Annotated in this window: 18 protein-coding genes, 1 tRNA gene and 1 pseudogene; 13 read left to right on the top strand and 7 right to left on the bottom strand. The window is 47.5% G+C overall.

Annotation, left to right across the window (positions count from 1 at the left end; translation table 11 throughout):
• Positions 1 to 35: 35 nt before the first annotated feature.
• From hldE to IX31_RS18005, 3 genes are read right to left on the bottom strand one after another with little or no spacing between them, the layout of a single operon-like run.
• A complete protein-coding gene (gene hldE / locus IX31_RS18015) occupies positions 36 to 1,466 on the bottom strand; it encodes a bifunctional D-glycero-beta-D-manno-heptose-7-phosphate kinase/D-glycero-beta-D-manno-heptose 1-phosphate adenylyltransferase HldE (protein ID WP_034460822.1) in 1,431 nt (476 codons plus the stop codon).
• 55 nt (positions 1,467 to 1,521) lie between these two features.
• Complete coding sequence (gene glnE / locus IX31_RS18010) at positions 1,522 to 4,371, bottom strand: bifunctional [glutamate--ammonia ligase]-adenylyl-L-tyrosine phosphorylase/[glutamate--ammonia-ligase] adenylyltransferase (protein WP_034461049.1); 2,850 nt, start codon at positions 4,369 to 4,371, stop codon at positions 1,522 to 1,524.
• Between the two features lie 30 nt (positions 4,372 to 4,401).
• Entirely contained in the window at positions 4,402 to 5,700 is a 1,299-nt protein-coding gene (locus tag IX31_RS18005; RefSeq protein ID WP_034460821.1) for a CYTH domain-containing protein, read from the bottom strand.
• Positions 5,701 to 6,014: 314 nt separating this feature from the next.
• Between IX31_RS18005 and IX31_RS18000 the strand changes: the two genes are divergently transcribed.
• Positions 6,015 to 6,635, top strand: a complete 621-nt coding sequence (locus tag IX31_RS18000) for a TIGR04211 family SH3 domain-containing protein (protein WP_064516062.1) — start codon at positions 6,015 to 6,017, stop codon at positions 6,633 to 6,635.
• A 60-nt stretch (positions 6,636 to 6,695) separates the two neighbouring features.
• On the top strand, positions 6,696 to 7,949 hold the full coding sequence (locus IX31_RS17995) for a multifunctional CCA addition/repair protein (RefSeq protein WP_034460819.1): 1,254 nt from the start codon (positions 6,696 to 6,698) through the stop codon (positions 7,947 to 7,949).
• 67 nt (positions 7,950 to 8,016) lie between these two features.
• Here IX31_RS17995 and bacA read toward each other — a convergent pair whose 3' ends face one another.
• Both bacA and folB read right to left on the bottom strand, forming a co-directional pair.
• Positions 8,017 to 8,835: an undecaprenyl-diphosphate phosphatase gene (bacA, locus tag IX31_RS17990; RefSeq protein ID WP_034460818.1), complete on the bottom strand. Its 819-nt coding sequence runs from the start codon at positions 8,833 to 8,835 to the stop codon at positions 8,017 to 8,019.
• Positions 8,836 to 8,941: 106 nt separating this feature from the next.
• A complete protein-coding gene (gene folB, locus IX31_RS17985) occupies positions 8,942 to 9,310 on the bottom strand; it encodes a bifunctional dihydroneopterin aldolase/7,8-dihydroneopterin epimerase (protein ID WP_034460817.1) in 369 nt (122 codons plus the stop codon).
• A 107-nt stretch (positions 9,311 to 9,417) separates the two neighbouring features.
• Between folB and plsY the strand changes: the two genes are divergently transcribed.
• Entirely contained in the window at positions 9,418 to 10,035 is a 618-nt protein-coding gene (gene plsY, locus IX31_RS17980) for a glycerol-3-phosphate 1-O-acyltransferase PlsY (protein ID WP_034460816.1), read from the top strand.
• Positions 10,036 to 10,067: 32 nt separating this feature from the next.
• On the opposite strand, the gene tsaD is transcribed toward plsY, so the two are convergent.
• Complete coding sequence (gene tsaD, locus IX31_RS17975) at positions 10,068 to 11,081, bottom strand: tRNA (adenosine(37)-N6)-threonylcarbamoyltransferase complex transferase subunit TsaD (protein WP_034460815.1); 1,014 nt, start codon at positions 11,079 to 11,081, stop codon at positions 10,068 to 10,070.
• A gap of 247 nt (positions 11,082 to 11,328) precedes the next feature.
• Here tsaD and rpsU point away from each other — a divergent pair, with 247 nt between their 5' ends.
• The 10 genes and pseudogenes from rpsU (at position 11,329) to IX31_RS17930 (ending at position 21,162) form a co-directional block, all read left to right on the top strand.
• Positions 11,329 to 11,544: a 30S ribosomal protein S21 gene (rpsU, locus tag IX31_RS17970; RefSeq protein WP_001144069.1), complete on the top strand. Its 216-nt coding sequence runs from the start codon at positions 11,329 to 11,331 to the stop codon at positions 11,542 to 11,544.
• A gap of 166 nt (positions 11,545 to 11,710) precedes the next feature.
• On the top strand, positions 11,711 to 13,456 hold the full coding sequence (gene dnaG, locus IX31_RS17965; protein WP_034460814.1) for a DNA primase: 1,746 nt from the start codon (positions 11,711 to 11,713) through the stop codon (positions 13,454 to 13,456).
• A 154-nt stretch (positions 13,457 to 13,610) separates the two neighbouring features.
• Positions 13,611 to 15,449 (top strand): RNA polymerase sigma factor RpoD, encoded by a 1,839-nt coding sequence (gene rpoD, locus IX31_RS17960; protein ID WP_034460813.1) that lies wholly within the window; start codon positions 13,611 to 13,613, stop codon positions 15,447 to 15,449.
• 206 nt (positions 15,450 to 15,655) lie between these two features.
• Positions 15,656 to 15,731 (top strand) — tRNA-Ile (locus IX31_RS17955).
• 343 nt (positions 15,732 to 16,074) lie between these two features.
• Entirely contained in the window at positions 16,075 to 16,866 is a 792-nt protein-coding gene (locus IX31_RS17950; protein WP_034460812.1) for a hypothetical protein, read from the top strand.
• A gap of 93 nt (positions 16,867 to 16,959) precedes the next feature.
• A complete protein-coding gene (locus IX31_RS17945) occupies positions 16,960 to 17,181 on the top strand; it encodes a helix-turn-helix transcriptional regulator (protein ID WP_034460810.1) in 222 nt (73 codons plus the stop codon).
• A 102-nt stretch (positions 17,182 to 17,283) separates the two neighbouring features.
• The gene (locus IX31_RS22100) at positions 17,284 to 18,588 is read left to right on the top strand and encodes a YagK/YfjJ domain-containing protein (protein ID WP_051880760.1); all 1,305 of its coding nucleotides are present in this window, start codon (positions 17,284 to 17,286) and stop codon (positions 18,586 to 18,588) included.
• A gap of 384 nt (positions 18,589 to 18,972) precedes the next feature.
• Positions 18,973 to 19,423: pseudogene (locus IX31_RS23295) on the top strand (transposase); the annotation flags it as partial.
• Between the two features lie 333 nt (positions 19,424 to 19,756).
• The gene (locus tag IX31_RS17935) at positions 19,757 to 20,530 is read left to right on the top strand and encodes a helix-turn-helix transcriptional regulator (RefSeq protein WP_034460808.1); all 774 of its coding nucleotides are present in this window, start codon (positions 19,757 to 19,759) and stop codon (positions 20,528 to 20,530) included.
• Positions 20,531 to 20,748: 218 nt separating this feature from the next.
• Positions 20,749 to 21,162, top strand: coding sequence for a hypothetical protein (locus IX31_RS17930; RefSeq protein ID WP_034460806.1), 414 nt, complete (start codon positions 20,749 to 20,751; stop codon positions 21,160 to 21,162).
• Between the two features lie 465 nt (positions 21,163 to 21,627).
• Here the strand turns inward: IX31_RS17930 and IX31_RS22095 are convergent, their stop codons facing one another.
• Positions 21,628 to 25,410, bottom strand: coding sequence for a S6 family peptidase (locus IX31_RS22095; protein WP_051880757.1), 3,783 nt, complete (start codon positions 25,408 to 25,410; stop codon positions 21,628 to 21,630).
• Positions 25,411 to 25,791: the final 381 nt, after the last annotated feature.

Genomic DNA, 25,791 nt, shown 5'->3' with positions numbered 1-25,791 from the left:
CCGAATTTGGGGCGTTTTCAATTATTCACAACAGATTATGCCTCGTGGCTTTGAATCTTCTTAATGATGTTCGTCGTCGAACAACCATCTTCAAAATTCAGCACCATCACTTCACCACCGTTGGCCCAGACCTCTTTACTCCCGGCAATATCATCCGGTTTGTAATCGCCACCTTTGACCAACAAATCAGGCAAGATCTCGCCGATCAAGCGTTGTGGCGTGTCTTCTTCAAACAGCACCACCCAGTCCACGGCTTCCAGCGCAGCCAGCACGATCATGCGTTGATCCTGCGGGTTTACCGGGCGAGTTTCGCCTTTAAGGCGTTTGGTGGAGGCGTCGCTGTTAGCGGCCACAATTAAACGGTCGCCAAGCTTACGCGCATTCGCCAGATACGAAACGTGTCCCGCATGGAGAATGTCGAATACGCCATTGGTCATCACGACTTTCTCACCGCGCTTACGGGCGTTTGCAACAGCTACTTTCAACTCAGCTTCGGTCATAACGCCAAAGCCTGAGTCAGCACGGCCACGTACAGCGTTTTCCAGCTCAATTGGCGAAACGGTGGAAGTACCCAGTTTACCAACAACCACGCCTGCCGCCGCATTGGCAAAGTAGCACGCTTCCTCCAGTGAATTACCCGCAGCAAGCGTTGCAGCTAACACACCAATTACCGTATCACCCGCACCAGTCACATCGTAAACTTCCTGTGCCTGAGTAGGCAGATGGAATGGCTCGATACCAGGCTGAAGCAGTGTCATACCGTGTTCGGAACGGGTAATCAGCAATGCGGAAAGATCGTATTCAGCGATAAGCTTCATACCACGTTCCACCAGCTCTTCGTCGTTCTTACACTTGCCAACAACCGCTTCAAATTCTGAGAGGTTTGGCGTCAACAACGTAGCACCGCGATAACGATTGAAGTCCGTGCCTTTCGGATCAATCAGCACTGGCACATTTGCCGCCCGTGCAAGGCTAATCATGTGCTGAACAGTTGCTAATGCACCTTTTGCGTAGTCAGAAAGTACTAACGCGCCAATATGTGGCAGCGCCTGGCTAATACGCTCATGCAAAGGTTCCGGATCAACGCCTTCAAAACCTTCTTCAAAGTCGAGGCGAATCAACTGCTGGTTGCGGGAAAGTACACGTAGTTTGGTGATTGTCGGATGAGTCGGGACCGAAACGAAATCGCACTTAACGTTAACTCCCGCCAGCGTCTGGCTGAGTGCCCGCGCAGCATCGTCGATGCCCGTCAGACCCACCAGGCGAGAATTTGCCCCCAGCGAAGCAATATTCATTGCCACGTTAGCCGCGCCGCCAGGGCGTTCTTCAATATTATCGACTTTCACCACTGGCACCGGAGCTTCCGGGGAGATGCGGCTCGTAGGGCCATACCAGTAGCGATCCAGCATCACATCACCAACTACCATGACGCCTGCACGGCTGTATTCGGGCAGCGTTACTTTCATTCCTGACTCTCCAGAGAGGGATAAAATTTTGTCGCGGATAATATCACAATTAATCTTATACGCGTGTTTGCGGCTCACTCAGCCACGTTTGCCAGCTTTTCAATACCTGCTCGCGCTCTTGGGTAAATGTATCCATTGCCACGTTTCCAGGCAGTTCTTGCAATGCCAGGTGATGAAGTTCATCGCGCAACGTGACATAAGCATGCGTCAGCGCTTTCGCTTCGTCATCACTCATGATGTCGTTTTGCGCCATTAATTCCAGAATGCGCACATTGTCAGACCAACGCGTCAATTTTGGGGCCTGTGGCGCATAACGTAACACCAGATATTGCGTGATAAATTCGATATCGGTGATACCACCTTCATCGGCTTTAATATCAAAGCGTTCACGCGTTTTTCCACCCATGTGTGCGCGCATTTTCTCACGCATTTCACGCACTTCGGTCTGGAGTTTTTCACCTTCACGCGGCACAAATAAAATATTGCGACGAATCGCATCGAACTCCTGCTTAAGCAGCGGATCGCCATAGACAATACGCGCACGTACCAGGGCCTGATGTTCCCAGGTCCAGGCTTCGTTTTGTTGATAATCCGCGAAAGCTTCGGTGGTGGTCACCAGCATTCCAGCTGCTCCAGAAGGACGTAAACGCGCATCGACTTCATATAAAATGCCCGATGACGTTCGGGTACTGAACAAGTGCATGATGCGTTGTGCGAGGCGCAAGTAGAACTGGCGACCGTCGATTTCACGTTCGCCATCTGTCATCACATCCGACGGGCAATCGTGCAGGAAGACGAGATCCAAATCGGAACTGTAGCCCAGTTCCCAGCCGCCGAGTTTGCCATAACCAACGACAGCAAACCCACGTCCTTCACGGCTCTGCAAGTGTTTTGGCTGGCCGTATCGCAAGACCATTTGCGCCCAGGCTTGCTGTACGACCGCATCGATCATCGCTTCGGCAAGCCAGGTCAAATGGTCACTGACTTTCATTACCGGCAATGTGCCTGTAATGTCAGCCGCCGCCACGCGTAACAGCTGCGCTTGTTTAAACTGGCGCAACGCTTCCAGCTGTTGTTCTTCATCATCATCAGGAACGCGCAGCAAATACTGGCGCAGTTCATCACGATAGGCATCGGTGGCGGTCGGTTGGTAAAGGGTATTTGGGTCGAGCAGTTCATCAAGCAACAGCGGATAACGTGCCAGTTGGCTGGCAATCATCGGAGACGCGGCACATAGCGTTATCAGGTGCTTAAGTGCTCCCGGATATTCCGTCAGCAGCTCAAGATAGGTGGTGCGTGTGACAATGCCGAGCAGCAGCGGCGTTAAGCGGGACAATGGTAATGGCGCATCGTTGCGGGAACAGGCCTCGCACAGCAAACGCGGCATCAGTTGATCTAACACCTGGCGGCCACGCGGCCCGATAGTGCGCTTGTCGGTATCCTGGCGGAAATCACTCACCAGACGGAGTACTTCACCACGCGCTTGCGGCGTTAAATGCTCCAGCACAGGTGTATTCGCATCAGCGTCCAGCGCGTCCTGCCACAGCTCACGCCACGCTTGCGCGAGTGTATCTTCACCCGGTTCCGGTTCATCGTCGCCAATGAGCTCGTTAAATACCTGGCGCACAGCATTCATATGTTGTTGCAGCGTTTCTTGCAGTTCATCCCAGCTTTGCGCGTTCATGCCCCATGCCAGGCGAGCACGGTTCAGCTCATCGCCCGGCAGAGTCTGAGTTTGTTCGTCATTGATGCTTTGCAGCAGGTTTTCGAGGCGGCGAAGATATAAATAGGCCTCATTCAATTTGACGGCATCGCCTTCTGGCAGCAGGTGCAAATGCTGAATAGCTTCAAGGGTCGGCAGCAACGATCGTGACTGCAAAGAGGGCTCGCGCCCACCACGAATCAGCTGGAATACCTGGACAATAAACTCGGTTTCACGAATGCCGCCTGCGCCGAGTTTGATGTTATCGGTCAGCCCACGCCGGCGCACTTCGCGGGCGATCATCCCTTTCATATTTCGCAGCGATTGGATCACACTGAAATCGATATAACGGCGGAAGACAAAAGGACGCAGCATGTTGCGTAGCTCCTGGCTCCACACATCGTCGTTATCGCCCATGATACGAGCTTTAACCATCGCGTAGCGTTCCCAGTCACGCCCTTGTTCCTGGTAATAATCTTCTAATGCGGCGTAGCTCACCACCAACGGGCCACTATCCCCGAACGGGCGCAGACGCATATCGACGCGATAAACAAAGCCGTCTTGCGTCGGTTGATCGAGGACTTTGATCAGGCGCTGGCCAAGGCGGGTGAAGAATTGGGCGTTATCCAGTTCACGGCGCCCACCCTGGGTTGAACCGTTTTCCGGCCAGGCAAAAATCAGGTCGATGTCGGATGAGAAATTCAACTCACCACCACCAAGCTTACCCATACCGAGAATCATCAGCGGTTGTGCGACACCCGCCTGGTTACACGGCGTGCCCCACTCGCGGCAGCATGCCGCATAGAGCCAGTCACGGGCGGCGATAATCAACGTTTCTGCAAGCACACTCAGTTGCTGGAGAGAGCTTTCTGTTGGCACCTGCTGCAATGCCTGCGACCAGGCAATTCTCACCATCACGCGACGGCGGAACAGGCGCAGCGCGGTCATCAACGCGGGCTCACTATCAACCCCCTGCAACTCTTGCTGTAGCCAGACCGCGTAGTGCTGCCATTCGTCGGCAAGCGGCGCTGAGTGCTGTAATTCCTCGAGCCATGCGGGATGAGCCGCCATGCTGTCGCAAACAAAATCACTAAACACCAGAACAGCCTGGGCCTCAGGGCTTAGCGTCTGGCGGTCAATCTCTTGTGGCAGACGCGCCAGCGCCGCCTGCAAATGCTGCTGTAATAGTGGCGCTTGCGACATCATGGTCGTGTCCCTTAGAAACGGTGGTTACTACTTACCGCTATGCAGCCAGAAAGGGGCCTGCGAAATAGCTTCATTACGATAATGTTCGATTTCTACCTGCTGACGCGTTGCGATGGCGTGACGCAGCCCTTGCCAGTTATCCAACCACGGTTGCGTTTTCGCATCTTCATAAACGCCAGCCAGCAGACGGATAGAGCCCGTTTCACGCGCCAGGCGCGGCAGTTGGTCAGCATAGCTGTCACCCAACGGGCGCTGGAAAGTTTCCTTCAGTTCTGCGGCGTGGCGCGAAAGATGGGTATCCGCAAAACGCTTAAACGAACCCGCCAGTTTGACGTTAGCTTTTTCGTCGGTGAATTTCTGCCATTGACGCCCTACCAACCACTCGGTCAGCGCCAGTTTGGCCTGGCTACTTTCCGCACTAAAAGCTAGTTCCTGCGCTTTGAGATCGGAAGCCAGCATCGTTTCGTAGGTTGCGGCCAGTTCACGGACTTGCGTGCTCGCCTTGCGTGGAATAATGCCGCCGAACAACGCCAGTGCATAGCGCACAAGGCCAACGGCTTCCAGAACTTGTGCTTTCGCTTTGCCGTTGCCACGCAACCACAGCTCTTCGTGGTATTGCCAGTGGCTAAGCGCCAGTTCCAGTGAACCTTCAAGCCCTTGTTCAACCGTCGCTTTCGGGGGAACGAGTAATACCGTTAACGGCTTAATTTCTCTTTCCATATTTCCGTGCACCAAATGGTATCCGCGCGCGGCTTTGCTCAGGCTACCCTGGCGTAAACCCGGTTGAGCAACCAGCTGCTTTGCTAAAGCTAAAACGTCTGCCGTTTCGCCTTCGAGTAATTCCAGTTCCAGCTCACACAGCGGCTCAGCCAGATCACCCGCTTTCACTTCTCCGAGATCCAGCGCCAGTTCGATACGGCTTTTGCCTTGGGTCACCACCCATTTTTCGCGGGCAAAATCAGTGCTGAAAAGTGGGTTTAACCGGGATTGCAAATCGTCCGGGGAAAGACCTTCAGGCCAGACTTCTTTTGGCAGCAGCGACAGGTCAAGTTCAGCCTTGCTGAGCTCAACATTATATTCCGGGCGCTGGTGCAGCCCGCCAGTGACACGGCCTGCGATTTTCATCGTCATTTCATAGCGACCATTATCGCCACGGATACGTAAGCCCATATCATGACGGCGCAACTGGTTGTCGGCAGTTTCATAATAGATGTTGAGCAACTGGCGGGGTTCACTATGCTGGCTTTCCAGCGAATTTAATGTGTTACGAATAGAATCCAGCTCAGCTGGATTAACAATAAATTTGAGTTCGATTTCCTGAGTCATCGTCTTTTTACTTTTAGTTGGGTTGCACCCGGTATATATACCTAAATAAATAGGATTGCAGGTGAGTGAGTGCAGCCAACACACCTGCAACTTAAGTATGACGGGTATATCCGGCGAACTTAGTCTCTTAATAGTGGTCAGTAGATAATATTTTTCGCCAAATTACCATGAGTGGCGCGCATTTTGACGTGCCATAAGCTGTGAGCAATTGGTCAAATTCACACCAGGATGATTCTCATTCAGGTTTACGGATTGCACCGTCAGACTGATGCCACTACTATCGTTCCACTATTTATGACAATAACGACGAAATCATGCACAAATTCCGCCTAATTTGCCTTACTTTGCTCTCCCTTAGCGTTTCTGTAGTGGCTCATGCCGATGAAAAACGTTATGTATCTGACGAATTGAACACCTGGGTGCGTAGTGGTCCTGGGGATAATTATCGCTTGCTTGGCACCGTAAATGCGGGCGAAGAAGTGACCTTGCTGCAAAGCAACGAAGAAACTAAATATGGCCAGGTGCGCGACAGTAATGGTCGTACCTCCTGGATCCCATTGGCGCAACTGAGCACCAATCCAAGCCTGCGTACGCGTGTGCCGGACCTTGAAAACCAGGTTAAAACGCTGACTGACAAGCTCACAAATATCGATACCACCTGGAATCAACGCACGGCTGAAATGCAGCAGAAAGTCGCGCAAAGCGACAGTGTAATTACCGGTCTTAAAGAAGAAAATCAACAACTTAAAAATCAATTGATTGTCGCGAAGAAGAAAGTTGATGCCGCGAATGTTCAGTTGGATGACAAACAACGCGCCATTATCATGCAGTGGTTTATGTACGGCGGTGGTGTCGCTGGTTTCGGTCTGCTACTCGGCCTGTTGCTGCCTCACATGATCCCAAGCCGCAAGAAGAAAGATCGCTGGATGAACTAATCTGCAACCCTGTATCCTACACTTACGTATTATCGTAATTGGATGCAGGGGCATTAAAGCGTGAAGATTTATCTGGTCGGTGGTGCAGTACGTGATGGGTTGTTGAAATTACCGGTCAAAGATAAAGATTGGGTGGTTGTTGGTGCAACACCGCATGAGATGCTTGATGCGGGTTACCAGCAGGTTGGGAAAGATTTCCCAGTGTTTCTGCACCCTGAATCACGTGAAGAGTATGCACTGGCGCGCACTGAGCGTAAATCAGGCCAGGGATATACAGGTTTTACCTGTTATGCCGCGCCTGATGTCACGCTTGAGCAGGACTTGCTACGCCGCGATTTAACCATCAACGCGATTGCCCAGGACGAACACGGCGAATTTATCGACCCGTATAACGGGCGTGCCGATATCGAAAAACGCCTGCTTCGCCATGTATCGCCAGCTTTCAATGAAGACCCGCTACGCGTTTTACGCGTAGCGCGTTTTGCTGCACGTTATGCCCATCTTAATTTCCAGATTGCCCCGGAAACTCAGGCGTTGATGTCTGCGATGGCGGCGAACGGTGAACTTGAGCACCTCACACCAGAGCGCGTCTGGAAAGAGACTGAAAATGCCCTCACCAGCCGTAACCCGCAGGTTTATTTCGATGTGCTTCGCAAATGCGGCGCACTGAAAGTATTGTTCCCGGAAATCGACGCGCTGTTTGGTGTGCCCGCACCAGAAAAATGGCACCCGGAAATCGACACCGGCATTCACGTTCTGATGACACTGGCGATTGCCGCTCAACTTAGCCCGGACATTGACGTGCGCTTTGCGACACTATGCCACGATCTCGGTAAGGGCTTAACACCAAAAGAGTTCTGGCCTCGTCACCATGGGCATGGCCCAGCAGGGGTTAAACTTGTCGAGCGGTTATGCCAGCGCATGCGTGTACCGAATGAAATTCGCGATCTCGCTAAACTGGTTGCCGAATATCACGATCTGATTCATACGATTTCTATTCTACAACCGAAAACCATCGTCAAATTATTCGATGCCATTGACGCCTGGCGCAAACCGCAGCGCGTTGAACAAGTCGCGCTAACCAGTGAAGCCGATGCTCGAGGGCGAACAGGTTTTGAAGCCAGTGATTACCCTCAAGGCAGGTTGCTGCGTGCGGCATGGGCTGCGGCGCAAAGCGTCAGTAACAAAGAAGTGATTGATGATGGTTTCAGCGGACCAGCGATTCGTGATGAATTAACACGTCGTCGCATTGCCGCCGTGGAAGCATGGAAAAAAGAAGCGGGGTTGGTCACGCCATTACCATCTGCCAGCTGATGGCTATCTGCTACAAACAATAAAGCCACTCAATATGAGTGGCTTTATTGTTATTCAGTGACGAACTTTAGAAGAATACGAAATAAACCACTGCTGCGACCGCAAAGCGATAAATTGCAAACGGGATAAAGGAGATGCGTTTAATAATTTGCAGGAAGGTTTTAATGGCAATCAGCGCAACGATAAATGCGGTAATAAAACCGACGGCAAACATTGGCAAATCAGCAATGCTCAGGAAACCGATGCTCTTATACACATCCAGCACCGTGGCACCCATCATCATCGGCACCGCCAGTAAGAACGAGAACTCAGATGCTGCATAACGGCTAACGCCCATTAACATTCCACCTGAAATTGTCGCACCAGAGCGTGAAAAACCAGGCCATAACGCTAAGCACTGGAAGCAACCGATAGCAAACGCCTGACGATAGGTGATGTCATCGACTCCTTCAGCACGCGGGACTTTTGGTTTTAACAATTCGGCTGCAATCAGAAGTACACCGCCTACTACCAGTGCATACATGACGTTTACCGGATTAAATAACGATTTAATCATGTCATGGAAAACCAGGCCCAGAACAACCGCAGGCACCATTCCCAATAAGATATGAATCAGCGATAAACGCCCAGTCCCAGTTCCTTCATGAGGCTGACGACCGAAATGAATACCGATAAGCCCGAACAAACGACGCCAGAACATCACCACCACGGCTAAGATCGATCCTAGCTGGATAACCACTTCAAATGTTTTCGCGGTGTCACCTTCAAATCCCAGAAGATGGCCGACAATAATCATATGACCGGTAGACGAGACGGGTAAAAACTCCGTTAACCCCTCAACGACACCAAGAATCGCAGCAATAATCAACGAGTGCAGATCGCCCATTAATAAATCCTCTAACCCCTAAAACAAACATTAAAAAAGCGGCGTCTGCCGCGAAAAGATGACAGTTATGACCAGGTTACACGCACTTGGTTTAACAAATATGAATTTATTTATTGGCTTTCAGATTACTGCCACGCTCGATGATGACCCCAACATTCGTCGCCTGTGCAACAGCACCAGGCTTGCTGACTTTTAAACGCACCCAGGGTGAGTTAAAGCGGCTTAACAAAAGCTGTGCAACCTCCTCAGCAACACGTTCTACCAATGCAAAACGGCCGCCAGATACGTGGCTGATTACCGCTTCGCTGACATCCGCATAGCTTAAACAATGAGTTACATCATCACTGCTGGCGGCCAGGCTATTATCCCACGCCATCTCGATATCAAACACCAGCTTCTGGGAGATGGTTTGTTCCCAGTCATAAACACCAATAGTGGTGATTACAGTAAGTTGCTCTATAAATACAATATCCATCACGCCCTGCCCGGTTTTTAGTCACGCCAGATACCACTTCTGGCGAAATATGCGTATTATCCACAGATGCAGAGAATACAACGACACTTTCAAAATGGAACAGCGTTATGAGTGCAATCGCGCCTGGCATGATCCTGCTTGCGTATCTTTGCGGCTCGATTTCTAGCGCCATCCTGGTCTGCCGAATCGCCGGTCTCCCTGACCCGCGAGAGAATGGTTCAGGCAACCCAGGTGCGACCAATGTTTTGCGAATTGGCGGTAAAGGTGCAGCCGTAGCGGTACTCATTTTTGATGTTCTCAAAGGAATGTTACCCGTCTGGGCGGCTTACGCGCTGGGTGTGACACCTTTCTGGCTTGGGCTTATCGCCATCGCTGCCTGTCTTGGCCATATCTGGCCCGTTTTCTTCAATTTCCATGGTGGCAAAGGGGTTGCTACAGCCTTTGGTGCTATTGCCCCTATTGGCTGGGACTTAACCGGCGTGATGGCTGGAACCTGGCTGTTGAGCGTATTACTCAGCGGTTATTCCTCACTAGGTGCCATCATTAGCGCACTGATTGCCCCGTTCTATGTCTGGTGGTTCAAACCGCAGTTCACCTTCCCGGTCGCCATGCTCTCCTGCCTGATTTTAATGCGCCATCACGACAATATTCAGCGTTTATGGCGTGGGCAAGAAACCAAAATCTGGAAGAAACTGCGCAAAAATAAAGACAAAAAAAAGGAGTGATACTTCACTCCTTTTCAAAAACTTAGTTATCTTTAGGCCGCTGGTAACTCCGCCAATGGCCAGCGTGGGCGGACTGTTACACTTAATTCACCCACCGTTCCTGCTTTCAAACGAATCATACCCGCGTAGGCAATCATCGCACCGTTATCGGTACAAAACTCAGGACGAGCGTAAAAGACTTCGCCACGGCGCTTAGTCATCATCTCTGCCATACGTGCACGCAGAGTGCGGTTGGCGCTCACACCACCAGCCATCACAAGACGTTTAAATCCTGTTTGCTCCAGTGCACGTTTGCACTTGATTGCCAGGGTATCAACAACTGCATCTTCAAAAGCACGAGCGATATCGGCACGCGTTTGCGGGTCTGCTTCGTTGCCGCGAATAGTGTTAGCAGCAAATGTTTTCAGACCAGAGAAACTGAAATCAAGACCAGGGCGATCGGTCATCGGGCGTGGGAAAGTAAACCGCCCTTCAGTGCCTTCAGAAGCCATTTTTGACAACATTGGGCCACCAGGATAATCCAGACCCAATAGTTTGGCTGTTTTATCAAAGGCTTCACCTGCGGCGTCGTCAATTGACTCACCCAGAAGCTCATATTGGCCAATGCCTGTCACACTAATCAGCTGCGTATGGCCGCCGGAAACCAGCAGTGCCACAAACGGGAACTCTGGCGGATTGTCTTCCAGCATCGGGGCTAATAAATGCCCTTCCATGTGATGCACCGGCACAGCAGGTACATCCCAGGCGAACGCCAGAGAACGGCCAATTGTTGCACCTACAAGCAGTGCTCCTACAAGCCCTGGTCCGACGGTATAGGCAACACCATCAATATCTTTTGCTGTTAATCCAGCCTCTTTAAGAGCCGCCTGAATCAATGGCACGGTTTTGCGTACATGGTCACGGGAAGCAAGCTCCGGCACCACGCCGCCATAGTCAGCATGCAATTTCACCTGACTATACAATTGATTGGCTAACAAACCCTTTTCATCGTCGTAAATGGCGATGCCGGTTTCATCACAGGATGTTTCTATACCCAGTACACGCATGGCGTTCTCTACCTCAAAGTCTTGCGGCGAAGTTTAAGCCCCTGAGCGCTTATTGTAAAACTTTGCTCACATCCTGGGCGCAGGTGGTGTATAATCCGCACCCCTGGAAGATTCCGGCCTTAAAAGCCAGGTTTCTGGTTGTCCGGTGCTTTACAAAGCAGCAGTAGTTGCAGTAAAATTCCGCACCATTTTGAAATAGCTGACGCCTCAGTCAGCGGCAAACCGAATTTATCAAAGGTGAGAGTTAATGCCGGTAATTAAAGTACGTGAAAACGAGCCATTCGACGTAGCACTGCGTCGCTTCAAGCGTTCTTGTGAGAAAGCAGGTGTTCTGGCGGAAGTTCGTCGTCGCGAGTTTTATGAAAAACCAACGACTGAACGTAAACGCGCTAAAGCTTCTGCTGTGAAACGTCACGCTAAGAAACTGGCTCGCGAAAACGCACGCCGCACTCGTCTGTACTAATATCCTGGAGGTTTACACCTCCGGAACAGACTTGTAGTAGTTGTAAAGGCCGTGCTTCCGAAAGGAATGCGCGGCTTATTTTCGTTCATGAACTGACATACTTCCTGCTCTTTCGCACTGCTGCAATACCGCATGTCTGAAGGAAAGCGAGTACCAAACGGGGCCTATGGCTGGACGAATTCCACGTGTTTTCATCAATGACTTGCTGGCTCGCACCGACATCATCGATCTGATCGATGCCCGTGTTAAGCTCAAAAAGCAGGGCAAGAACTATCATGCGTGCTGTCCGTTCCATAACGAAAAAACCCCCTCTTTCACCGTAAACGGTGAAAAACAGTTTTACCATTGCTTCGGCTGTGGGGCACACGGCAACGCCATCGATTTTTTAATGAACTATGACAAGCTTGAGTTTGTCGAAAGCGTTGAAGAATTATCAGCGATGCACAATCTTGAAGTGCCTTACGAAGTCGGTAGCGGACCAAGCCAGATTGAGCGTCATCAACGGCAAAGTCTTTATCAATTGATGGATGGCCTTAACGCCTTTTATCAGCAATCCCTGACTCAACAATCGGCTGAATCTGCGCGCCAGTATCTGGAACGACGTGGTTTAAGTAACGAAGTTATTCAACACTTCGCCATTGGCTATGCTCCTCCCGGCTGGGATAACGTATTAAAGCGTTTTGGTGGCAATAGCGAAAACCGTCAAGCTCTGACGGATGCAGGCATGTTGGTAACTAACGATCAGGGTCGTAGTTACGATCGTTTCCGCGAAAGGGTGATGTTCCCCATCCGCGACAAACGGGGTCGGGTAATTGGTTTTGGTGGACGTGTGCTGGGCGATGGCCAACCTAAATACCTTAACTCCCCAGAAACCGATATTTTCCATAAAGGCCGCCAGCTCTATGGCCTGTATGAAGCACAGCAAAGCCAGCCTGAACCAGCACGTTTATTGGTTGTGGAAGGCTACATGGATGTGGTGGCATTGGCGCAATACGGCATATCGTACGCCGTTGCTTCATTGGGCACCTCAACCACCGCTGACCATATCCAGTTGTTGTTCCGGGTGACGGATACCGTTGTCTGTTGTTATGACGGGGATCGCGCAGGGCGTGACGCTGCATGGCGTGCTCTGGAAACTGCGCTACCTTATATGACGGATGGACGTCAGTTGCGCTTTATGTTCCTGCCTGACGGTGAAGATCCCGACACGCTGGTGCGTAAAGAAGGAAAAGAAGCATTTGAAGCGCGCATGGAACATGCTCAACCGCTTTCGACGTTTCTTTTTAACAGCCTGATGCCTCAGGTTGATTTGAGTTCACCTGATGGTCGTGCGCGGCTGAGTACTCTTGCATTACCCCTGATTAGTCAGGTACCTGGTGAAACACTACGCATTTATTTGCGTCAAGAACTGGGAAACAAACTGGGCATTCTGGACGATAACCAGCTTGAAAAGCTGATGCCAAAGCTTGCGGAAAGCAGCGCCCCGCGCCCGGCCCCACAGCTAAAACGCACAACCATGCGTATACTGATAGGATTGCTGGTCCAGAATCCGGAGTTGGCCCCGAGTGTGCCACCGCTTAGCGGTCTGGAGCAGGCGAAGTTGCCAGGGTTACAACTCTTTATTGATTTGGTGAATACCTGTCTGGCACAACCTGGTTTAACCACCGGGCAGCTTTTAGAGCTATATCGCGGCACAAATGAAGCTGCCACCCTTGAAAAACTCTCTTCATGGGACGATATAGCAGATAAGGACATTGCAGAAAAAACGTTCAACGATGCACTCGAACATATGTTTGATTCCGTGCTGGAGTTGAGGTTTGAAGAATTGATGGCACGTTCCAGAACAACCGGGCTTACCCCTGCGGAACGTGAGGAAGTCCGTGTGATAACAGAATCACGCGCGAAAAAGTAAATTTTATCGGCTTAAGTGCCGAACATTAATCGGGTCAAACCCGAACGCCGCAAGGATGGGCAGCGGCAATAAAATAAGTCAGCCCTCGTTACGTTATTGTTGGCGGTTTCGCCGACCGACACCAACCCTAATACTGAAGTGTGGATACCGTCTTATGGAGCAAAACCCGCAGTCACAGCTTAAACTTCTTGTTACCAAGGGCAAGGAGCAAGGCTATCTGACCTATGCCGAGGTCAATGACCATCTGCCGGAAGATATCGTCGACTCTGATCAGATCGAAGACATCATCCAAATGATCAATGACATGGGCATTCAGGTGATGGAAGAAGCACCTGACGCCGATGACCTGTTGCTTGCTGAAAATTCAAACAACACAGACGAAGACGCGGAAGAAGCTGCCGCTCAAGTACTGTCCAGCGTAGAATCCGAAATCGGGCGTACTACCGACCCGGTTCGCATGTACATGCGTGAAATGGGTACCGTTGAGCTGTTAACCCGTGAGGGTGAAATCGATATCGCTAAGCGTATCGAAGACGGCATCAACCAGGTGCAGTGCTCCGTTGCCGAATATCCGGAAGCGATCACTTATCTGCTTGAGCAATACGACCGCGTTGAAGCAGAAGAAGCTCGTCTGTCTGATTTGATCACTGGTTTTGTTGACCCGAATGCAGAAGAAGATCTTGCCCCTACCGCCACTCACATTGGTTCTGAGTTAACAACCGAAGAAAACAGTGACAGTGACGATGAGGAAGATGAAGACGACGATGCTGACGATGACAACAGCATCGACCCGGAACTCGCTCGTGAGAAATTCGGTGAGCTGCGTACGCAGTACGAAAGAACTCGCGACACAATCAAAGCGAAGGGCCGTGCTCATGCCGATTCTGCCGCTGAGATTCAACAACTGTCTGAAGTCTTCAAACAGTTCCGCCTGGTACCGAAGCAGTTCGACTACCTGGTAAACAGCATGCGCGTCATGATGGACCGCGTTCGTACTCAAGAACGTCTCATCATGAGATTGTGTGTTGAACAGTGCAAAATGCCGAAGAAAAACTTCATCACACTGTTCACTGGCAACGAAACCAGCGAAACCTGGTTCAACGCAGCCATCGCAATGAACAAGCCATGGTCTGAGAAACTGCATGACGTTGCTGACGACGTGCATCGTAGCTTGCAGAAACTGCAACAAATTGAAGAAGAAACCGGCCTGACCATCGAGCAGGTTAAAGATATCAACCGTCGTATGTCCATCGGTGAAGCGAAAGCTCGTCGTGCGAAGAAAGAGATGGTTGAAGCAAACTTACGTCTGGTTATCTCGATCGCTAAGAAATATACCAACCGTGGTCTGCAATTCCTCGACTTGATCCAGGAAGGCAACATCGGCCTGATGAAAGCAGTTGATAAGTTTGAATACCGCCGCGGTTATAAGTTCTCTACTTATGCAACATGGTGGATTCGTCAGGCTATCACGCGTTCTATCGCTGACCAGGCACGTACCATCCGTATTCCGGTGCATATGATTGAGACAATCAACAAACTCAACCGTATTTCACGCCAGATGCTGCAAGAGATGGGCCGTGAGCCGACGCCGGAAGAATTGGCAGAACGTATGCTGATGCCGGAAGACAAAATCCGTAAAGTGCTGAAAATCGCTAAAGAGCCTATCTCCATGGAAACGCCAATCGGCGACGATGAAGATTCGCATCTGGGTGATTTCATCGAGGATACCACCCTCGAGCTGCCACTGGACTCTGCAACGTCTGAGAGCCTGCGTAACGCAACTCACGACGTTCTGGCAGGCCTGACAGCACGTGAAGCGAAAGTTCTGCGTATGCGTTTCGGTATCGACATGAATACCGACCACACGCTGGAAGAAGTGGGTAAACAGTTCGACGTTACCCGTGAACGTATCCGTCAGATTGAAGCGAAGGCCCTGCGCAAACTGCGCCACCCGAGCCGTTCTGAAGTACTGCGTAGCTTCCTGGACGATTAATCTTATCGCCCTTCTAAAAGCCCTCTTCGTGAGGGCTTTTTTATGCCCGTAAGAATGTCATTCCAGTCAGTCTTCGTGTCCGTGTTGCCCTATGAAGTACCAGAAGTGAAAAGCATAAGAGTTTGATTAGGCTTTGATTATAAAAGCAGCAGATGTCACGCAATCACTGGATTGATGCTGCAAGTTACATTATAATCCTGCGCCACGGCCCCTTAGCTCAGTGGTTAGAGCAGGCGACTCATAATCGCTTGGTCGCTGGTTCAAGCCCAGCAGGGGCCACCAAACATATCAAGGACTTAGATAGGAAATTATCTAGGTCCTTTTTGTTTTCTGACGTAATGGGTGACGTAATGGGTGACGTAACCTCATTGTACCTGCCGCGAAAAATGTAGGTGAGGATGAGCTTGACAAAAATCTCCAGTTACACGGATTAAAAACCAGCCCTATAAACCCAAATAAAAAACCTTTTCTTTCTGCAGCCCAAACCACTCCCTTCATTGATGTACTCACTAACATTATGGAACCCATAAGCTGGAACATTCCCTTTCCTTGATAAAACACCGTACAACTCGGCTGACAAGCGTGACAAAATGTAACCTTATGCAAACTACATGATGAGATGTACATGGGATTACTCGACAGAATTCAAAAACAAGCAGCCGAATCAGCCAGTATCCAACAAGGATTCATTAGCTTAAAAAACATCCTGATTTATTTGAAAAATATGAATCCACAGGTAGGTTTTAAAAGCCTTGCTGAAAGCCTTGAAGCTGAATACTTGGACCTTGTCGAAAAGCCCAGACTACATTTTTTTGCTGATGGGCATCTAAAGCTTGTAGAGCTAAACGACAGTACACTTGAGCTAAACACAACTAAGAATGTGCGCTGTGAGCCTGTCGGTCAGGGCATGTATAACACCCTCCACCATGTTTTACAGATGGTAGAGAAAGATAGTCTTAATGCAGAAGAACTAGAAGAATATGGCTTTCTCAATTTCGAAATTTCAACTGCATTTGGCATTCAGTTCCCGACAGATCAGTGTAATGAAATTGACTATCTCAAAGCACTAGCAGAAAAAGACGCGCGGATATATGAACTAGAAGAAATACTAAAACAGCTGGAACCTCACAAAAATGCTGAGCGCCATGCAACAAAGCGAGAAGACGTACTATCTGCAGAAATTAGTCTACTTAATCATCCTGAATTCTATGTTCGTCAAGGGGATATGACTAAAAACGAATGGAAGAAACGTTGTAAATTAATACAGGATCATCTGCCGGGAGCACGCGCCCTTGCAGATCTCCTGTCATCTAAATGTGGATTATTCTGGCCGGGTTTCGATAATCCTCCACTCGGTGATGATGCAGTTTATCGTCTTAACCTTACAGCAATCAAACGTGTCGATAACGCAAAGTAGTCTACGTAGAGTACTCGGGTAGTCTGCAAGACTATCTCTTAAAGATATGTTTTTATCACCTCGTTTTAAAATTAGCTAAACGAGGTTATTCCTTTGAAAAATAAACCAACCATGACTGCAAAAGTCATCACACTTAATCAGCCTCAGCGCTTAATTCGTATCGGCGAAATGCTGCAACTGCTTACCTGTAGTCGCACAACACTTTATCGTTGGGTAAGGGATGGCAGTTTTCCCTCCCCTCTCATGCGTGGTGGCAGAACGCTCGGTTGGCCAGCCAATTACTATGAACGCTGGCTCGAGCAACATGACCATTAATTGCGTTTGCCAAGGGCTGGATTATCCAGCCCTTTTTATTCATTAATGAAACAAGCTGGAACGCAAAAGATCATTCCCTCTCATTCTGCTACTCAGTGAACCATGAAAAAAGCCGATAATAATCAATCGTTAAAATCCCTTCCATCCAAGGAAAGTAGCCAGGTATTTAATAATATTACGAATACGCAGTGGACTTCCAATGAGTGCAAGTCAAAAGGGACGTATACTTTCAAGGACGTCGTATGGCCTGTCCAACCGGCAGAACATGATCAAGAACTAACACTCATGAAGAAGATTTTCGAAGCTGTAGAAAAAGTATCAGCAATGTCTCGCTTTCTTGCTGTCCGGTATGATCTACATATACCAGCCTACAGTGCCGATAACCATGTGATTGATTGTTTTCATAAACTACTTTTCAGTCAGCTAAGCCAGGTTTACCCCAAATCCTTTATTAGCTACTTATGGGTGCGAGAACAGGGTCAGGGTCAGGCTCAACATTACCATTACCTGCTAATGCTCGATGGTAACTACATTCGTTATCCCCACAAATTAAACGCTATCGTTCAGTCCTGCTGGGAACAAGCTGCTGGTGGCCGAACCTGGTGCCCTAAAAACGGTTATTACTTTGTGACTGAGAATGATGTGGATACCTATGCAAAGCTCATGCTACGGGTCAGCTACCTTGGAAAACGCCGCACAAAAGAAGCTATCGGAAAAGGGATAAAGCGCATTGGCAGCGGTTTTCGTAAACCCAAACCATCCAAAATCAGAAAAAAAGTGGCCGTAAAACAGTCTGTTGTTATTTCCACCAGCATTTCTAATACAAAACCACAGAGTATGGAGACCTGTGCAGAGCATTACAGCGGTATACTGGATAAATATTTCGCAAATGAACCCTTACGCTTTCTGAAGCACTCACATGCCGAGCTATACCACCAGGAGCCATGGTGGAAAATCAATACACCCAGGTGGCCCGCTCATCGTAAACAGTATCTTTTTGAAGCTCTGATTACCGGTATCAGTCTTTCAGGGTATGCCCGCAAATATAGCCTTTCCCCCGCAAGAACTTACGCCAATCTCCGCCAAGTGGGTGGACAAAGCCTGAAGAGTATTCACTGGGCATGGCACCGCCTCCGCTATCAGCAAAGTGGTAACTCTCTTATCGATTACATTAACAAGAACAAGCTAAATCAGAAGACCGCCGCAAAGCAGCTAAGACGTAAACAAATGAGTGCTCACTGGAGTCGACACTTTGATAACTACTATCAGAACTATTGGCCTGAAGGCTGGACAGTAGCTGATTACTGTCGCAAGGAGGGTCTGGTCCACAGTACTACCAGGCACTATTTGGTGGACTTCCCTTTCATTGGTCTGATCAATCCATTCGTCCTAAAGCCCTGGTTGTAAATTTGCCCCCTAAAAAGCTACCTTTAACTTATACAACACATGACGAGATTAAGTTAAAAAATTTATTTATCAATAGCTTAACTTAGGGTGTTAAGTGAAAACAAAAAAAATAATAACAATTAAACTAATTAAATCAATAAATTAAATTCGTGATCAAATTTTTGATCACAATTAACCGATGCTGAGTTCGGGTTTCATGTGATTTCTTCAGGTAGTTTTTTGTAGCGATAAAAATAGCTGATCATTTTTCTGATCAGAAATGGCATGCTGATTGTTTAATTCATGAGTTTAGCCTTTTCAACCGGACTATGTGATTTAACCTGCTCCCCGTTGATTATCCCTCGATGTTAGTAATGTTTTCATAAGTGACAAGAGGACACGCCCATAAAAAAGTGTCCTTACGACGAACAGATCATCAGTATTCGCCACGAAGATGAAGTCGTGGTTTCAGCCAGTGAACTTTACCGTGAGCACACCACCTTCTACACATGGCGTAAAAAGTTTGGCGATATGGAAGTGTGAGAAGTTAAGCACCTTAAAACTCTCGACGAAGAAAATGCTCGCCTGAAGAAGCTACTTGCCGAAGCCATGCGTGATAAGGAGACGCTTCAAGTAAATCTGGGCCGAAAGTACTGACGACAGACCAAAGCGGGAAGCAGTGATAGAAATATGTGACGCGACGACTCTGTCGTGACATCGTGCCTGCAGTCTGGCTGGTTTGTCGTTATCAACATGCCGTTATGAGACGCAGCATCCGGCAGTTGATGCACGTTTATCCGAACGCATCACTAAACTGCCACTTGAACGAAGACGTTTTGGCTACCACCGCATATGGTAGCTTCTCAGGCGGGTACACCGGCTTATCATCTGTAGAATCTGGTGCACTCCATTACTAACTGAGGGTGCATCTAATTCTGGGCCAGCTCAGTGAAGCATGCTTTGTACAACACATCCACATCGAGCAAATACACATTCTCAGCTCCCATTGGGAATGACAAAGAAGGCATGCAATGGGCTAAACAACTAATTTTTTGATTGTTCAGAAGAAGACGCCCAAGTTTAAGTGTCTACACAAGGACAACTATTTAACTGGACAATCATACTCTCTCAGACTCAAATGTACTTTCATTAATAATGATGAATTCTATTTTTAACAATGTGGGAAAACATGAGTTTTGAAATAAATATGGTAGTTATGTCACCGAACTCTTATTTTTGCTCTGGTGTGAAATCAATCATAAAAGCGCAAAAAGTCCAATTCAGGAAGATTAATCTCTTACCTGATTGCAAATCTTTGCGCGAGCTTCGGCAACGACTACATGAGTATGATATCCAGATTGTAATCACCGAAGTATGCGGTATCAATGAAACACTTGCAGATTGGTTTCATTTCTCTTACTGGTTTACAGAGAGAAAATTTGATACATCGTTAACCCTAGTATGTGGGCGAAAACTGCATCACCTCTGTAAATTGCATCACACTTTTACTAATCTTGTTAGCCCACAGCTAAGCCCAGAAGATCTCTGTAACTTGTTAAAACCTTTTTCCTCTTCAGGAAAAAGGTTTCAAGACTCAATACCACAGAAAACAAATAACATTAACCTATCGTCGAATGAAGCCGAGGTTGTTCAGCTTTTTTGGCAGGGTATGACGGGAAAAGAGATGGCATCTTACTTGGGTACCAGTGTTGGTAGTGTAAGCGCTTCTAAGAGAAGAGCTATGGACAAACTAGGGGTGAGTAATAACGTGTCGCTGATGAAATTGGGAGCCTGGGGGCATAGTGATAGAAATTTGCAACTAAGTGTATTATGTGATCAGAGGTTTCCTTCAGAAATGAGGAGAACTGGCGTAAACGAACCTGAGGGATTAGTATCACGTCCTGAACGTCAATTACTAGGTGCGTCATTATTTGCAATCTATTCTCGAACAACCACAAAATAATTAATTTAACAATCACTGAGATAAATAAAATCAGTGAAAAAACCCAGTCCTCAATACAAATCAATCAGTCAGTCAGTCAGTCAGTCAGTCAGTCAGTCAGTCAGTCAGTCAGCTAACAGGGTACAAACGGAATAATCTGAAAGGCCAACTCATCTTAAAAAAATGCACTTTAAAGTAAAAGACTCTAGAAATTAAAAAAATTGGAGATTTATTTAACCATGCAATACCCAATCGCCTTTGAAGATAATGACACCATGCATTCAATAATATTTCTCAATATACCTACTGCAACACCTGTCTCGGCTCAAACCAGAGAAGAGGCATTATGCAAGGCTCAAAATGAGTTAATTAGGATATTTGATATGTATTTTAAGAAAAAAATCATCATTCCTGAAACATCATCAGTAGGGGAGAGTTTTATTAGCATCCCAGCCAGCATGACAGCAAAAATTATTTTGCTAAATGCTCTTATTCGTACTAACACAACAAATACAAGATTGGCAAAAATGATGAATATTCGGCCTCAGGAAGTACAGCGACTCGTGTCCCTTAAGCATCCAACAAAAATTGATACCATTGAAAAAGCACTGAAGGCATTAGGATACAATCTATCATTAAGTGCAAATATATAATGAAGCATTCTTAATTAACTAGTTATACTTTAAGGTCAATCTAAAATTATTACGATACTTTTCAATTTACAAATACTAGAATTGAAGATGAAAGCAACTTGTTTAAGAGCATCGTTCTCATCAGAGGTTTTTCCACATCAAAAAAAATCGTTCACCTCTAATCTAGCTGTTCTTCTTTACCGCTCAGCCAACCTCAACAAATTTAAGCACTTCAAATTATATACACCCCACAACTGTTGATGATTATAATTATGCCTATTAATAGACACTTCATGATGAGCTATTCACTTGAAATATCTCTCGCTGTATACATCTCAGTGTATTCGACAAATTCCCCTCAGAAGCAATAGTAACAAGTATGATTTAATGTAACCTATGAAAAGTTATTTGAGAAATCGGCCATAGTTATCGATAACTAGACCGACGAAATCTTGAAATGCTCTTTAAATAATTTAATGGTTGAGATTACCAACGCCACTTCACTTTCACGCCAGCGCTTCTCTGCGAATCTAGTGTTTCGCCATCGCTGTAACTGCCATAAACCGTAAACTGTAGCGCAGGTACCGGAGATACCGTCACACCTGCGGCTAATTCGCTGATATTGTCACTATTCCCCTTAGCAAATGTTTGTTGGTTAATGGTCATTTTTGCATTATCGCGTTTATTTTTAATATAGCTGGCTGATATCCACGGACGTGTTTTCACCTGGGACAGCGTAAGTGGGTAATCAATCTTTACTCCCGCCTGGTATTGCTGAGCTAATTCATTTCCAGAATGTACTTTCGCATCATCAACGGAGTATTGCTCTGCCTTATTCCTAAATAAAGTTGTGAAAAATGAAGGCTGGATATTCAAACCCGCCACACTGAATTTCTGTCCGACACCTACGGCATAAGTCTGCATATTACTGCTATGGCTGTTTTTAGCATCTACGGTGAGGTCGCTACTGTAGTGGCCGTAGCTGGCGGAAACAGCAATAAACGTTTCTGTCGGGAAAATAAGTTTGCTGTAAACCGTGCCAGCATTGACAACACTATCACTGCTTGCTTCGCCATCAAAATTGCCGTTACTTTTCGTTTGCGTGAATACCCCTCCTACTAATAAAGAGCTTTGTTGCATATCCACACGCATATCACCGCCGACCTGAGTATTAACCAAATTTTGATACCACAGTCTGGTATCTACATTGTTATGTCTCTGGCGGCTGGCATCTGCATTTATCCACATACCGTTATGATTTGCATCAAGACTTTCCAGGTAATCATGAACGGCATGCTGCTGGCTACTTTGCATTGCGAAGCGAGATTCATCCTCCGATAAAATGGCGTTAGTTCGACGGCTAATCCAGTTTTTTTGTTTTATTACCACCTCTGGTTTATCACTCTTAGCATCAGTTACAGGGTTAAATGGCTTATCATGTACAACGAATGTAGGTGCTGAAACAGGTGTTGGGCCAGAAGCAGGCATCGGAGCAGTAACAAGCGCCGGGCCAGAAGCAGGCATCGGAGCAGTAACAAGCGCCGGGCCATAAGCAGGCAACGGAGCAATGACAGGTGCCGGGCCAGAAGCAGATGCTGGATCAGAAGCCGGGGTGCTTTCATCATTGACAACCGGGGCAGCTTTCGTCTGTTGCATAAGGAGTCTGTTATACAAATAGTACCCGTTGCTGCTCTCACTTTTACCAGAGAGCAAATAGCGATATTCCCCCGCATCCACAAAACCATTTGTCAGCGAGACATCGAAATGCTTTAACTCATGGTTTGTTTTAATCACGGTTAACTGGCTGACGGGTTTATTTATTCCATCTGTCACGCCCAAATTATTAACGTCCAGTTTCAAACTACCGCTGGCTTTATTATTTAAGGTCAAACTGTCACCCTCACCTTTATAAAGGTCGACATTCATACCCACTGTTCCGGACGATAATAATAAATTTGTAATCTCCAGGCTGTGATACTGCCCTTTTCCTCCATTAAGATTGATATGTGAACCTTTTTCCTGAATTAAATTACCCATGGCACTATCACCCAGTAAGTTCCATTCGGAACGCGGCCCAGCCAGTACCGTTGATGAACCTCCGCCATTAATCGCCCCGTTTAATATAGCATTGCCGATAACAGCACGGGCGTTATCGGCAAGTGTCAGATCGCCATTTACGCGTGATGCTGGCTTATTACTGTCAGGAATAGCCTGAGCACAGGAGATAGAGTCAAAAACGGTACACTGTTTCGTCCATGCAGCATCATATTTTGTAGTATCAAAATGGGAGGTAAAGTCTGAAGCATCTGAGTACCCCAATGAAATAAGACTGTCTTCTGCCGCATTAATATTGCCGTTAAGCGTGGCGAATGACCCAATCTGCAATACGGCAAACTTGCTGACATCGATGCTTTTAGCCACGTCAAAAATTTCTGGTTGCCATTGATAAAGCGAACCATCAGCATGCATCGAAGGAAAACCGGACAATAATAGTGTACCTGTATTAATGGCAATTTTGCCATTAAGCAGAGAACCGCCCGCAAGATTATAGAGGGAATTCGCATTATGTAGATTAAACATAATGCTCAATTTTCCATTAGGCAAAGTGGTTTGATCTTCGCCTAATTTGCCTAAGAAGACGTCATCACCTGAATTGCCCGTGATAGTTATTACGCTATTTTTATTAAGATTATGGTTGACCAATTGGGCACCGCTATCAACATTATGGATATGCGTAAAAGCTAAATCATTGCCATTGAGATCCAACCGCCCGCCACGAAAACCGAAGTAAATATTATCCGGATTGACCTGTTTATTATCCGTGAGTACCACCGTTGGACGACCGCTAACGATGTCCAGCACAGAAAATGCCTGAACATTCCCGCTAGTATCAGGTCGTTGCGCCAGGATGGCGGTACCTTCACCAATACTCAGTTCCCCGGGGTTTACGCCCGTGGCATTGACATACAAGGTACCTGTACCCAGTTTATGCAGACTATCACCCGCTACACCATTCACCTGCCAAGTGAGTTGATGATTCTTATTAATAATGACACCGCCGCCCATCCAGGTCTGGTTTGTCGCGGGTTTGAGGGTGTAATCGTTGTTAAATGTCAGGACACCTGCCCCCATATTGACGTCCTGATTAAGGATAATCGTGCCGCCCGCACCGCCAAATGTCAGGTTTTTCCCGGCATTCAAACCAGAAGGGGCAACCTCGCTTGATACTCCATTAGTCCAGGCAAGGCCAAATACCGCGCCCAATGCTGCGGCTGAAGGATCCATTCCATGCCATACCCAGTGGCTATTGTTCTGCACCAACTGGGTGGCGTTCCACTGAATCGGCGTAGCGTTGTCCGTGTCGACAACATCAGGGTCAATATCGTTCTGGTAGGCTTGCGCGAGAGTGGCGTCACTCACCATAGACCAGTTGTCATAACGCACGCCTGAAGAGACGTAATGACCAAAAAGTGAACCGACATAAAGCCACTGTTTGAGAAGATTATCCCAGGCGATAATAGGCGAGCCACTGTCACCCGGCTGCTGGAGTGTGGTTAATGGCGAGTCTGACGGATAAGCGAAGAGATCTGGTTGCTGCATTCCTGCATAGTTTCGGTCCAGGTACCCGGCTTCATAAAAAGTCCCACCAGTCGGATAAATATGAGGTGATGCAACGAGTTTCTGAGTTCCATCTGCAGACCTGATGTACTGCGTTCCCGTTCCTGCCCGGTAAAAGACGGTATAGCGATTATGATCGCTCATCTGGGCATAAGTGCCCGTTCGTATTGTCATCGGCATCGCTTCGGTGACAATTTTATTTAACCGCGGCAAAGCGAAATCTTCAGTATCGGATAGCGGGTTATGGGCAACCTGCAGGTAGGTATATTGATGATTATCAGGGTTTTTAGTGTGATATCCAAAGGTGGCATTGTTATAGCCCCCTGTATGAGCGGCTGACGCAAGGTAGCCAGGAGCAATGAGTGTACCTACACCCCGGATCATTAAACCCGACCAGTCAGGCATCGGCGCTCTATCCAGTGCACCAACAAAATGACCACTTTTGTCATAAATGGGAATGGAGATATTACCTGGCTGAAATTGTGCCCGGTTTTCTGCAAAATCCCGGTAATAGAGATAATCAATATCATCCCTGACTATACTGGCGAAAACTGGCAAGCAGAGTACCGAGTTAATGAATAACGCAAGTGAGGATTTATGAAACATCTTGCCCGTCAGATGTAAGAATTTTTCATGTAAGCACAATTTCATTATTATTCCTATGCTAAACATTAGAAAGTACTGATCATTACTGTCAATACCGTCAATTTAATTAGCAAACCATAAATAATACCGCATAAATATTTTATAATTACATAACAATAGAAAATCATTACCAATCCGCGATTTATATTTCTCTCGTAACAATCATATTACTTTAGTTGTTTAGTTACTTCCCCACCTTTATCAATATAAGCATGAATTTTACATACATAGCCAAGCCATAAATATGGCCACTGAATAACAATTTTTAATAGAAATTATTTAGCGCAAGCATAAACCCTGCTTATGAAATCACTTTCACAACCTAATAAAAATACACACCCCTGCATGAAAATTAATTCTATGCAGGGGTGTACTTCTAACTATAAC

It is taken from the genome of Buttiauxella noackiae (assembly GCF_000737905.1).
GTDB lineage: Bacteria > Pseudomonadota > Gammaproteobacteria > Enterobacterales > Enterobacteriaceae > Buttiauxella > Buttiauxella noackiae.
The sequence above is the reverse complement of the archived record's forward strand: the minus strand, read 5'-3'. Positions and strand labels throughout refer to the sequence as shown.